General features: G+C 63.8%; 14 protein-coding genes and 2 riboswitches. Of the genes, 4 read left to right on the top strand and 10 right to left on the bottom strand.

Translation table 11 applies throughout. The features are described from left to right. Positions 1-545 (bottom strand): YqgE/AlgH family protein (locus VDP82_RS08025; protein WP_323014328.1); only part of this gene is annotated, 545 nt, incomplete at its 3' end. A gap of 124 nt (positions 546-669) precedes the next feature. Here VDP82_RS08025 and VDP82_RS08020 point away from each other — a divergent pair. The 3 genes from VDP82_RS08020 to VDP82_RS08010 all read left to right on the top strand — a co-directional run bounded on the left by VDP82_RS08020 (position 670) and on the right by VDP82_RS08010 (position 2,706). Next, positions 670-1,479: a protein-disulfide reductase DsbD domain-containing protein gene (locus VDP82_RS08020; protein ID WP_323014327.1), complete on the top strand. Its 810-nt coding sequence runs from the start codon at positions 670-672 to the stop codon at positions 1,477-1,479. A 124-nt stretch (positions 1,480-1,603) separates the two neighbouring features. Then, on the top strand, positions 1,604-2,098 hold the full coding sequence (locus tag VDP82_RS08015; protein ID WP_323014326.1) for a peroxiredoxin: 495 nt from the start codon (positions 1,604-1,606) through the stop codon (positions 2,096-2,098). A gap of 23 nt (positions 2,099-2,121) precedes the next feature. Continuing rightward, positions 2,122-2,706 carry a hypothetical protein gene (locus VDP82_RS08010; RefSeq protein ID WP_323014325.1) on the top strand — a complete coding sequence of 195 codons (585 nt, stop codon included), beginning with the start codon at positions 2,122-2,124 and terminating at the stop codon, positions 2,704-2,706. Positions 2,707-2,736: 30 nt separating this feature from the next. Here the strand turns inward: VDP82_RS08010 and gcvPB are convergent, their stop codons facing one another. The 9 genes from gcvPB to VDP82_RS07965 form a co-directional block, all read right to left on the bottom strand. Then, on the bottom strand, positions 2,737-4,281 hold the full coding sequence (gcvPB, locus tag VDP82_RS08005) for an aminomethyl-transferring glycine dehydrogenase subunit GcvPB (protein WP_416347089.1): 1,545 nt from the start codon (positions 4,279-4,281) through the stop codon (positions 2,737-2,739). Continuing rightward, positions 4,278-5,621: an aminomethyl-transferring glycine dehydrogenase subunit GcvPA gene (gene gcvPA / locus VDP82_RS08000; protein ID WP_323014323.1), complete on the bottom strand. Its 1,344-nt coding sequence runs from the start codon at positions 5,619-5,621 to the stop codon at positions 4,278-4,280. The genes gcvPB and gcvPA overlap by 4 nt, the downstream gene beginning before the upstream one ends. Before the next feature lie 8 nt (positions 5,622-5,629). Next, on the bottom strand, positions 5,630-5,995 hold the full coding sequence (gene gcvH / locus VDP82_RS07995; protein ID WP_323014322.1) for a glycine cleavage system protein GcvH: 366 nt from the start codon (positions 5,993-5,995) through the stop codon (positions 5,630-5,632). A gap of 10 nt (positions 5,996-6,005) precedes the next feature. Then, entirely contained in the window at positions 6,006-7,172 is a 1,167-nt protein-coding gene (gene gcvT / locus VDP82_RS07990; RefSeq protein WP_323014321.1) for a glycine cleavage system aminomethyltransferase GcvT, read from the bottom strand. Between the two features lie 65 nt (positions 7,173-7,237). Continuing rightward, positions 7,238-7,325, bottom strand: a riboswitch (glycine riboswitch). 3 nt (positions 7,326-7,328) lie between these two features. After that, positions 7,329-7,416, bottom strand: a riboswitch (glycine riboswitch). A gap of 100 nt (positions 7,417-7,516) precedes the next feature. Continuing rightward, positions 7,517-8,002 (bottom strand): ATP F0F1 synthase subunit B, encoded by a 486-nt coding sequence (locus VDP82_RS07985; RefSeq protein ID WP_323014320.1) that lies wholly within the window; start codon positions 8,000-8,002, stop codon positions 7,517-7,519. Positions 8,003-8,007: 5 nt separating this feature from the next. Continuing rightward, complete coding sequence (locus VDP82_RS07980; RefSeq protein WP_416347090.1) at positions 8,008-8,646, bottom strand: F0F1 ATP synthase subunit B; 639 nt, start codon at positions 8,644-8,646, stop codon at positions 8,008-8,010. Positions 8,647-8,744: 98 nt separating this feature from the next. After that, positions 8,745-8,972 (bottom strand): F0F1 ATP synthase subunit C, encoded by a 228-nt coding sequence (locus tag VDP82_RS07975; protein WP_323014318.1) that lies wholly within the window; start codon positions 8,970-8,972, stop codon positions 8,745-8,747. 70 nt (positions 8,973-9,042) lie between these two features. Then, entirely contained in the window at positions 9,043-9,819 is a 777-nt protein-coding gene (locus VDP82_RS07970) for a F0F1 ATP synthase subunit A (RefSeq protein ID WP_323014317.1), read from the bottom strand. An 8-nt stretch (positions 9,820-9,827) separates the two neighbouring features. Next, on the bottom strand, positions 9,828-10,226 hold the full coding sequence (locus VDP82_RS07965) for an AtpZ/AtpI family protein (RefSeq protein WP_323014316.1): 399 nt from the start codon (positions 10,224-10,226) through the stop codon (positions 9,828-9,830). Positions 10,227-10,723: 497 nt separating this feature from the next. Between VDP82_RS07965 and VDP82_RS07960 the strand changes: the two genes are divergently transcribed. Next, a partial coding sequence (locus VDP82_RS07960) for a hypothetical protein (RefSeq protein ID WP_323014315.1) occupies positions 10,724-10,958 on the top strand: 235 nt, incomplete at its 3' end.

Raw genomic sequence — 10,958 nt, 5'->3', positions numbered from 1 at the left:
GCCCGGGTGATGCGCAGGCTGGCCAGCGCGGCCTCATAACGATCTTCCACCGGCGTTTCGAACACCAATTGCTCGGAAAAAGGCGCCGTCAGCCAGCCATTGCCCACAATCTCGTCTTCCAGTTGGCCTGCACCCCAACCGCAACAACCCAGCGCCAGCAGCGAGGCTCGCGGCGCCGGCCCGAAGGCCATGGCGCGCAGCACGTCCAGCGTGGCCGTGAGACTGACGCCTTCGGTGACCGGGTAGGTATTGCCGCTCTGATAGTCGGACGAGTGCAGCACGAAGCCACGCCCCTTTTCCACCGGCCCGCCGCGCATGACGGAGCGCTCGCGGATGGTGTCGGGCAGGCGGATGACCGCATCGGGATCACCCAGATCGAGCTCGTCCAGAATGTCGGCGAAGCGCAGATTGGCCAGTTCGTGATTGACCACGATGCCCATGGCGCCATCGCTGCTATGGCCCACCAGGAGGATGACGCTTTCGATGAAGCGTTCGTCCGCCATATCGGGCATGGCCACCAGGAATTGTCCTTCAAGCGTTTTCATGCCGGCAATTCTAGCCATGCTTGCGCTCTCATGCAAAGTTAAGCGGCCGCAAAGCCGATCACTTCACGAAGGCCTGATGTCTTTCGGGCTATTGTCCGAGCCCATCCTCAGCTAGTTGCAAGCCATGCGTCCGTTTCTCGTCCTTCCAGGTCTGGTTTTTCTTGTCTCGCCGGTCGTGGCCGCCGAGACGGCCTGGGTGGATGTCGCCCCGCAGGTCCGCATGCGGCTTATCAGCAGCGGCGAGACAAAACCCGATGGCAGCGCGCTGATCGGGTTGGAAATCGATATGCCGCAGACCATCAAGACCTATTGGCGCGTGCCCGGCGACACCGGATTTCCGGCTGAGCTGGATTTCTCTCGCTCCACCGGCGTGAAGGCCCATACCGTCCTTTGGCCCTATCCCACCCGCGAGATAACCCCGGATTATCTCGATCATGTCTATTTCGGTCCGCTGGTGCTGCCGGTGGAACTGGAGGTCGCTGAGGCGCCATGGATCGAACTCGATGCCATTCTGGGCATATGCTCGGATATCTGCGTGCCGGCACAGGTTCGCTTCGCTTTCGATCCCGCCGAGGGCGGCCGGGATCGGGTCAATGGTTTGCGGTTGCGCCAGGCTCTGGCCGACGTGCCGCTCGATTGGCCGGAAAAGTCCCAACCTATCGGCACGGTCTTGCTCGATGAGGACGGCGGCCAGCTTGCCGTGCGCCTGCTCGATCCGCGGGTGAATGCCGGCTCGCTCATTGCCGCGACCGGTTCTGGCAGCCCGCTTTTCGGCGCGCCGCAAAAAAGCCCGGAACCGGACCTAATGCTCGTTCCGGTTTTGGGCGGCAGCGCCGAAAACGATCTGGAAGGGCAGGAGGTCACCCTGACGTTCCTCACCGAAATGGGCGCCTTCGAGGTGACCCGGCAGATCGAAAGCGCGCCGCAGCACTGAGGGGTCAGGCGGGGGAACCGGCCTTTTGGCCTTGTCGGCGGGCACAAAGCCGCATATCCCGGTTGCAGATCAAAGACAAGAAAGCGCCGCCGCCCGGTGGCCATGAGGATGGGGCAATCCATTTATGATCGAACGCGGTAGTCCGGTTCCCTCGGTGAAGGTGAAACTCGTCAATGCCGATGGAGTGGCCGATACCACCAGCGATGCCGTGCTGGGGCAGGGGCTGGTGGTGTTCTTTGCTGTTCCGGGCGCTTTTACTCCCACCTGTCATCTTAACCACCTGCCCGGCTTCCTCGCCAATGAGGCCAAGCTGCGCGCCGCCGGCGTCGACCGCATCGTCTGCGCCGCCGCCAATGACGCCCATGTGATGAAGGCCTGGGCCGAAGCCTCCGGCGCCCTGGGCAAGATCGACTTTCTCGCCGATGGCAATGCCGAGCTGGCCGAGGCCCTGGGACTGACCAAGGACTATACCGGCTCGGGCATGGGCAAGCGGTTCACCCGCTCGGCGATGCTGATCCGCAACGGGGTTGTGGAAGGCGTGTTCCTCGAAGACGCTCCGGGCGTGACGGCGACCGGCGCACCTGCCATTCTGATGGCGCTCGAAGCCGCCAAGAGCTAGTGTCCGCGCCGGGAGATCGCCTTATGAAAAAATCCATTTCGCTGATGCTGCGCCTGTCCGCCACCGGCCTTCTGGCCGGCGCGCTGGCTGCCTGCTCCATGGGCGGCCTGTTCGGCGGCGGCAATGCCGCGCAAAACCAGCAATTGCAGAACGCTACCGCCACGCCGGCGGCGGTCGCCCAGGCGCAAACCAATGCCCTGCCGGCCATCGCCACCCAATGCCCGCCCATTCGCGTGCGCCCCGGCACCGAGGCCATGTTCTATTATGGCAACGGACGCACCGGCGATCCCAAGGCGCTGCAATATCAGGGCGTCATCGACGAGACCTCGCGCAATTGCGTGGTGTCCAACGGGCTCATCACCGTCAATATGGGTGTCGTCGGCCGCGTGCTGCTCGGTCCGGCGGGCACCCAGTCTACCGTCAATGCCCCGGTGCGCTTTGCCGTGGAGCGGGACGGGCAGGCCGTGTTCTCGGAAAAATACAGCATTCCGGTTGCCCTGGCCCAGCCGGCCCGCTCGGCCGAATTCGTCAAGGTGCTGGAAAACGTCGCCATCCCCTATCTGGGCGGCGAGGACATCACCATCTGGGTCGGCTTCGACACCAAGTAAGGCAAAGGGCCGCCGAAGCGGCCCTTTTGTTTATTCGGCAGCCCGGGGCATCGCCTCGGGCTTTTCCCATTTGAGTACGGGCTGGCGCGCGGCGCGGGTTTCGTCCAGCCGACGACGCGGCGCCTTGAGCGGTGCGGCGGTGAAGCGCTCGAGCTTGCCGGCGCTGGCGTGGGCGGCCAGCTCCAGCATGACTTCGCAGAAGCGATCAAGCGTCCGCTTGCTCTCGCTCTCAGTGGGCTCGACCAGCATCGCCCCATGCACGACCAGGGGAAAATACATGGTCATGGGGTGGAAGCCCTCGTCGATCAGCGCCTTGGCGAAGTCGAGCGTGGTGACGCCGGTGCCTTTGAGGAAGCTGTCGTCGAACAGCGCTTCATGCATGGCCGGATGATCGGGGAAGGGCACCGAGAACACGTGCTGCAAGCGGGCCTTGATGTAGTTGGCGTTGAGCACGGCGTCTTCTGCCGCCTGCGCCAGCCCATCGCGACCGTGGCTGAGCATATAGGTAAGCGCCCTCACATACATGCCCATCTGGCCATGAAAGGCGGTGACGCGGCCCAGGGCCGAGCCCTCGGCATGCTCGACCAGTTCCAGCCCCGCCGCGCTCCTGCGAATGAAGGGAACGGGCGCAAAAGGCGCCAGCGCGGCGGACAGCACTACAGGGCCGGCGCCGGGACCACCGCCGCCATGGGGTGTCGAGAAGGTCTTGTGCAGGTTGATATGCATGGCGTCGATACCCAGATCGCCCGGCCTCACCACGCCCATGATGGCGTTGAAATTGGCGCCATCGCAGTAAAAGAACGCCCCGGCTTCATGCACCGCCTCGGCAATCTCGATCACCTGCGGCTCGAACAGGCCGCAGGTATTGGGATTGGTCAGCATGATGGCCGCGACCTCAGGCGAAAGCGCCGCTTTCACCGCCTCGACATCCACCGTGCCATCGGCGCGGGCAGGAACGGCACGGACCGTATAGCCCAGAAAGGCTGCCGTGGCAGGGTTGGTGCCATGGGCGCTTTCGGGCACCAGCACGATATTGCGATGGGCCTCGCCCCGCTCTTCCTGCGCAGCCTTGATGGCCATCATGCCCAAAAGCTCGCCATGGGCGCCTGCCTTGGGCGAAAGAGCCACGGCGGCGGTATTGGTGAGCGTCATCAGCCAATGGCTGAGCTCCTCCATCATTTCCAGCGCGCCCTGGACGGTGGAAACCGGTTGCAGGGGATGGATGTCGGCAAAGCCAGGCAGGCGCGCCATCTTCTCGTTGAGGCGCGGATTGTGCTTCATGGTGCACGACCCCAGGGGATACATGCCGCTATCGATGGAGTGATTGAGACGCGACAGGCGCACATAGTGGCGCATGGCCTCGGGCTCGGTGAGCCCGGCCAGATCGAGCGGCGTCCGGCGCTCGAAACCGCCCAGGCGATTGGCGGTGATGTCCACTTCGGGCAGGTCCACGCCGGAATGGTTGGTGTCGCCGATTTCGAACAGCAGCGGCTCGTCGGGCAGCAGCGCCGAGCCATTGACGGGGGCAGCGGGCGTGCCGATGCCTGTGGGGCGGCCTTGCGTGTTCATGCTCATGCCAGTTCCTCCGTAAGGGCGGCGGCCAATGCGGCGATATCTGCGTCCGTGGTCAACTCGGTTGCGGCCAGGATGATGAGATCGCCCAGTTGCTTGCCGTCCTTCTCCAGCCGGCTGGCGGGTACGCCGGCCAGGATGCCGCGCCGGGCCAAGCCTTCCACGACATCCTCGGCATATTTCGGGACGCTGATGGTGATCTCGTTGAAGAAGGACTTGTTGAGCACGGCGACGCCTTCGACCGCTGCCAGCGCCTCGGCCAATTTAATGGCATTGGCATGATTGAGCCGGGCAAGGCGGGTGAGGCCAGCCTCGCCCAGAAGCGCCAGGTGAATGGAAAAGGCCAGGGCGCAGAGCCCGGAATTGGTGCAGATATTGCTGGTAGCTTTTTCGCGGCGGATATGCTGCTCACGGGTGGAAAGAGTCAGCACGAAACCGCGCCGTCCTTCGGCATCAACCGTTTCGCCGCAAAGGCGTCCGGGCATCTGCCGGATGAAATCCTTGCGCGTGGCCATCAGCCCCAGATAGGGGCCGCCGAAATTGAGCGCATTGCCCAGCGACTGGCCCTCTGCCACTACGATATCGGCTCCCAACGCGCCGGGCGCTTCGAGCAGGCCCAATGAGACCACTTCGGTCACGACGACGATCAGCAAGGCGCCCTGAGCGTGGGCGGCGTCGGCGGCAGCTTTGAGATCGCGCAGATGGCCATAAAAATCGGGGGTCTGGATAACGATGGCGGCGGTGGAGGCATCGATATGGTCGAAAATATCGCCCTGGCCCTCGGGGGAGGGCGAAAGGCAGACGAGGTCGGCATCGTCCTTGAGATAGGCTTTGACCACGTCGCGATAATGCGGATGCAGGCCCCCCGAGAGAACGATCTTGTCGCGCCGGGTCAGCCGCCGCGCCATCAGCACCGCCTCGGCCGTGGCGGTAGAGCCGTCGTAGAGGCTGGCATTGGCCACATCCATTCCGGTGAGCTTGGCGACCTGCGTCTGGAACTCGAACAGCATCTGCAGGGTGCCTTGCGAGATTTCCGGCTGGTAGGGCGTGTAGGCGGTGAGCCATTCCGAACGCTGGATCAAATGGTCGACCGTGGCCGGAAGATGGTGGCGATAGGCACCGGCGCCAATGAAGAAGGGGCCATCGCTGCCCGCCCGGTTCTTGCCGGCCAGGGCGCGCATATGCGCCTCGACGCTGAATTCGGGCTGATGATCCGGCAGGTCGAGCGTGAAGCCCTTATACGCTGGTCTCGGCACGGCGCTGAACAGCGCTTCGACATTGGCGGCGCCGATGACGCCGAGCATCTCGGCGCGCTCCGCGGCAGAGTGGGGAAGATAGCGCATGGTGGCCCTTATTTGGTCATTTCGGCATAGCCGGCTTCATCGAGCAGGCCATCGAGTTCGGAGGCGTCGCTGATGGCGAGCTTGAACATCCAGCCGCCGGCGGTGGGGTCCTGGTTGATGAGGCCGGGCTCGCCCGAAAGCGCCTCGTTGACCTCGGTGACGGTGCCGGAAACCGGGGCATAGATCTCGGAGGCGGCCTTGACGGATTCGACCACGGCGGCCTCGTCGCCCTTCTTGAGCACCTTGCCGACGGCGGGCAGCTCGACAAAGACGATGTCGCCCAACTGTTCCTGGGCAAACGGGGTGATGCCGACAATGCCGGTCGAACCCTCGACGCGGACATATTCGTGGTCAGGGGTGAATTTGGTGGTCATGATCGGTCTCTCAACTGGCCTGGGTCTTGCGAAAATAGCGATGCGGAACGAAGGGCGTGGGCACCACTTCGGCCGGCTGGGCGCGGCTGCGCACCGAAACCTGTAGCCTGGTGCCCGGCAGGGCCTTGCCCGGTGGTACGAAGCCCATGGCGATGGCCTTGCCCAGCGTGGGAGCAAAGCCGCCGCTGGTGACGACGCCGATGGGGGTGCCGGCGCCATCGAGAATTTCAGCGCCTTCCCGCGCCGGGGCCCCCTCGACCGCTAGTCCGACACGGATGCGGTTCGGTTGGCTTTCGCGCTCGGCTAGGATGCGGGTGGCGCCAGGGAAATCGGCGGCCTCGCGGCGGCGTTTGGAAAGGGCAAAGCCCAGCCCGGCTTCGATGGGAGAAACCGTTTCATCCAGATCGTGCCCATAAAGCGGCAGGCCGGCCTCGAGCCGCAGGCTGTCGCGAGCGCCCAGACCGGCCGGCTTGACGCGGGGTTCAGCCGTCAGCCTGTCCCAGAGCGTGGTGGCGAAGTCGGCCGGGCAAAGCAGTTCGAACCCGTCTTCCCCGGTATAGCCACAACGCGAGGCGATGATGGTCTGTCCGTCGATTTCAAAAGAGCGGTAGGTCATGAAGCCCATCTCCGCCGCGCCGGGGAGGATGGCGGAGAGCACAGCCACCGCTTCCGGGCCTTGCAGGGCGAGAAGGGCGCCATCGTCGGCGCGAGTGAGTTTGGCCCGGGCGCCGACAGCGGCAGCGAAGCGGGAAAAATCACCCTCCTTGGTGCCGGCATTGACCACGATATAGAGCGAGCCGGGAAGGTTGGGCGACCGGCCGATCATCAAATCGTCGATGATCCCGCCGGCCTCGTTGAGCAGCAGGGTGTAGCGGATCTGGCCGGGCTTGAGCCCGGCAATGTCGCCGCAGACAAGCGGTTCGACCAGGCCAGCGATGGCGGCGTGGTCGGTCTCGGCATCGCCACTGGGATCGTTCAGTACCAGAAAGCCTGGACCCATATGGCTGACATCGAACAGACCCGCACTCTGGCGGGTCCAGTTGTGCTCGCCCATGATGCCGGTGGCATATTGCACCGGCAGGCTGTAGCCCGCAAAGGGCACCATGCGACCGCCAGCGGCGGTGTGGCGCGAAAAAAGCGGCGTGGTCTTGAGGTCTTCGGCTGAGGTTTGGGCCATCAACGCATCCTGGAAAGTGAACAGGCGACACGATTAGAACCGCCTCGCGGCGGGTTTCGTGCCCCCTCTGTCCTCATCACCTGAGAGATTTCCCGGCTGAGCGCCGGTTGCTCCTTCGGTGGGGCTCGGCCTGGGCCTGCCCGCTTTCCAGAGTTCGTTCCGTATGCGGTCCTTTTGCCTGAGAGTTTCCGGGGCGGTTGCTCCTTCGGCGCCGGAGATATCCGATCTCTCCCGCAGTGGCGGCAAGATGAGCGAGATTTGGGATGCCGTCAATCGCGCTGATGTGGGCGCAAAGAAAAAGGCGGGCACAACGGCCCGCCTCGAATATTGGGTGAAAAGCGCTCTTAGTTGAGACGGTTGCCCACATCGGCGATAGCCTGGTCGACCACCTGGCCGCCCTTCTTGCCCATCTCGTCGGTCAGCACCAGACGGGCCGCCTCGATGGCGAGATCGGCGGAGCGGGCGCGCACCTCGGCGACGGCCTGGGCCTCGGCCTGCGCGATCTTGTCTTCCACGGCCTTGGTGCGGCGGGCGACGAGATCGGCCAGGGACGCCTGGGCTTCGGCGGTGAGGCGGGTGGCCTCCTCGCGCGCAGCGGTGATGATGCCTTCGGCCTCGGCTTCGGCGGCAACGCGCTTCTGCTCATATTCGACCAGCAGGGCCGCGGCTTCCTCGCGCAGCTTCTTGGCCTCGGCCAGATCGCTGGCGATCTTGGCGATCTGGGTGTCGAGCATCTTGGCGACGATCTTGTGGACGCCAAAATAGAGCGCCATGGCGACGAAGATGACCAGCGCGACGGTGGCGTAGAAGCTGTTATCGAGCCATTCCATGCCGGTTACTCCTTGCTCGCCTTGGCCACGGCGGCCTTGACGCTGTCGGCGGCGACGTCGCCCACCAGCTGGCTGACCACGGTCTGCGCGGTCTCGGTGGCGATTTCGTCCACGTGATTGAGCGCCTCGGCCTTGGTGCCGGCAATGCGGGCCTCGGCCGCGCTCACCTTGGCGGCAAGGTCGGCCTCGACGCCGGCGCGCTTGGCGGCCAGATCGGCCTGGATGCCCTCGCGGGTCTCGTTGGCGATGCCCTGGGCCTTGGCCTTGGCTTCGGCCAGCGCCGTCTCATAGGCGACGATAGCGGCGTCGGTCTTCTGCTGGGCCGCGTCGGCCGCTGCCAGATCGGCGTCGATGATGGCCTTGCGGTTGGCAAGAATGCCGTCGATGCGGGGCAGGGCAACCTTGCTCATCAGCACATAGAGCGCACCAAAGGTGATGGCGAGCCACAAGAGCTGGCTGGGGAAGGTGGCCGGGTCGAAGGGCGGGAACACGCCCGAACCATGATCGCCGCCATGCGCTTCGGTGGTGGCATGGGTATCGGCGGTCGGGTCGGCATGAAGCGCATCGGCAGCGCCCTGGGCGCCATCGACTTGGCCTTCGGCCGGGGTATCCGCCTCTTGGGCGTAGGCTTGCGTAACCATCAGCGAGAGGTCCCGTTAAATCCGGTCAACCGGCTGGAGGGCCGGAAAAGAGCGCGCAGCCGGAACAGGCCCGGCTGCGGAAGATCGCGATCGCGCCGAAATCAGGCGACGAACAGCAGGATCAGGGCAACCAGGAACGAGAAGATGCCCAGAGCTTCGGTCACGGCGAAGCCGAAGATCAGGTTCGAGAACTGGCTGGGAGCGGCGGACGGGTTGCGCAGGGCGCCCGACAGGAAGTTGCCGAAGATGTTGGCCACGCCCATGGCGGCGCCAGCCATACCGAAACAAGCAATACCGGCACCGATGAACTTCGCGGCTTCAGCTTCCATTTTGTAGTCCTTTCAAAGCGAGATATTCGCGGGGGTTTTCTGGCGGAAAATCCCGCCGTGAACTGGTGTCTTAGTGAGACGGGTGGATCGCGTCGTTGAGGTACATGCAGGTAAGCACCGCAAAGACGTAGGCCTGAACCGCACCGACGAGAAATTCCAGGCCGGTGAGGGCGATGGCCATAATCAACGGCAGCGCCGACCCAAGAATGCCCAGGAAACCAAGGCTGCTCATGGTGACGATGAAGCCGGTGAAGACTTTGAGCGTGATATGGCCGGCCAGGATATTGCCGAACAGACGCACGGAAAGCGAAATCGGGCGGCTCATGAACGAGATGAACTCGATCGGCGCCACGATGGGCAGGATGTAGCCGGGCACGCCCGAAGGAATGAACAGCTTGAGGAATTTCGGGCCGTTCTTGACGAAGCCGTAGATCACCACCGTGAGGAAGACCAGCATCGAGAGCGCGAAGGTGACGATGATGTGGCTGGTGACGGTGAAGAAATAGGGCACCATGCCCAGCATGTTGGCCACGAAGATGAAGGTGAACAGCGAAAAGACCAGCGGGAAGAACTTCATGCCCGCCGTGCCGGCCGCACTTCGCACCATATTGGCCACGAACCCATAGAGCAGTTCGGCCACCAGCTGCGCCCGGCCCGGCACCACGCTTTTGGCGCCGGTGGACAGGATCATGTAGAGCGACACGATGGCCACGGTGGCGACCATGAACAGGGCCGAATTGGTGAAGGCGAAGGTAACCCCGCTGCCTTCGGTGCCGTCGCCCCCCAGGGTGAACAGCTTGGCAATGTCCTGGATGACAAACTGGTGGATCGGGTCAGTACCGGCCATGGAGCCCTCTAAGCGTCATCATTGTCATCTTCGTCCTGTTCCTCGGAGCCCGGATCGGACCCCGGCGGGGCAGGCGAAGCGGCATTCATCTGCGCCACCACGCGGGTGACATTGAGTATTCCAGCGGCAAAGCCCATCAAAAGCATGATGAGCAAGCCCCAGGGGCTGGTCCCCAGGCCAAGATCGATGAGATAGCCGAAAACGGCTCCCACCAGGATCGCGGCGATGAACTCGGTGCCGATGCGCAAGCCGCGCCCCAGTCCCGTCATCTCCGCAGAAGCATCCCTCGAGGCCCTGTTGTCCTCGATTTCGCGCTCCCGCTTGGCCGAGGCGATGCGCGATGCGAGATCGCGCGTCACCTCTCGGGTGCCATGGGACTGGCCCTGGTCGTCCTGCGGTTTTGCCATCCGCGCACTCCCCTGGCCGGCCATTTTCGGGTCTTCCCCGGGCGCCCTTATCAAGTCGCGCGCAACATAGTGGTGGGGGTTTTGAGTGTCAAGACGAGCGTCGTGGCAGTAACGCTTTGATTTTTCATGCAGAATTTGTGCCGAGCAAGGGTGCGGCATGCTGTCCACAGCCAATATGGCCAAGTGATGGCGAGCGCCGGCAGATTCCCCGCATGGCAAAGCGCCGCCCGGCTGCGGTTTGGTGAGCGATGGTGGCGAGATATCCATCCCGATATTGATTTTTAGTATTGAGACGGAAATCTCGCCACCATGCCGGGATTTTTCACGGGTCGGGCATGGCGGGTCCTCTCGACCCTGGCAGCACACATTTCCCCCGCGCACCGGGAGCGACCTCCCGGCCCTGGCCGTCCCCGTGCTCATCACTCGTCATGATCGCGCTCTGGCACGGGCGATGGGGAAAGAATGCCATGGTGGCGAGCGGGCGGGGATAAAAATTTGTGGAGGAGCGCAATGCCCATGGCAACCCCGATGTCATCCCCGCCGGCGCCGGGTTGTCAGGCTCCGGCTCAGGGCCGGGGCGAGAGAGGGGCGAGGAATTCACGGGGAACGAAGCGCCCGGCGGTTTCATTTCTCCCATAACGACAATGAAAGGAGCCTGGGAAATGTCTGTAACCCATGAAATTCATGCCGGCGTGCCGGAGGAAGAGATCAAGATCGTGGTCAATTCGCTCT

The organism is Devosia sp. (assembly GCF_034675085.1).
Lineage (GTDB): Bacteria > Pseudomonadota > Alphaproteobacteria > Rhizobiales > Devosiaceae > Devosia.
Note: the sequence above shows the minus strand (reverse complement) of the source record. Positions and strands in the feature narration are given on the sequence as shown.

Coding starts and splice junctions, on each gene's coding strand:
- VDP82_RS08015 (WP_323014326.1), top strand. CDS start 1,604: ATGATCGAACGCGGTAGTCCGGTTCCCTCGGTGAAGGTGAAACTCGTC.
- gcvPB (WP_416347089.1), bottom strand. CDS start 4,281: ATGAGCATGAACACGCAAGGCCGCCCCACAGGCATCGGCACGCCCGCT.
- VDP82_RS08020 (WP_323014327.1), top strand. CDS start 670: ATGCGTCCGTTTCTCGTCCTTCCAGGTCTGGTTTTTCTTGTCTCGCCG.
- VDP82_RS07985 (WP_323014320.1), bottom strand. CDS start 8,002: ATGGAATGGCTCGATAACAGCTTCTACGCCACCGTCGCGCTGGTCATC.
- gcvT (WP_323014321.1), bottom strand. CDS start 7,172: ATGGCCCAAACCTCAGCCGAAGACCTCAAGACCACGCCGCTTTTTTCG.
- gcvPA (WP_323014323.1), bottom strand. CDS start 5,621: ATGCGCTATCTTCCCCACTCTGCCGCGGAGCGCGCCGAGATGCTCGGC.
- VDP82_RS07965 (WP_323014316.1), bottom strand. CDS start 10,226: ATGGCAAAACCGCAGGACGACCAGGGCCAGTCCCATGGCACCCGAGAG.
- gcvH (WP_323014322.1), bottom strand. CDS start 5,995: ATGACCACCAAATTCACCCCTGACCACGAATATGTCCGCGTCGAGGGT.
- VDP82_RS08010 (WP_323014325.1), top strand. CDS start 2,122: ATGAAAAAATCCATTTCGCTGATGCTGCGCCTGTCCGCCACCGGCCTT.
- VDP82_RS07975 (WP_323014318.1), bottom strand. CDS start 8,972: ATGGAAGCTGAAGCCGCGAAGTTCATCGGTGCCGGTATTGCTTGTTTC.
- VDP82_RS07970 (WP_323014317.1), bottom strand. CDS start 9,819: ATGGCCGGTACTGACCCGATCCACCAGTTTGTCATCCAGGACATTGCC.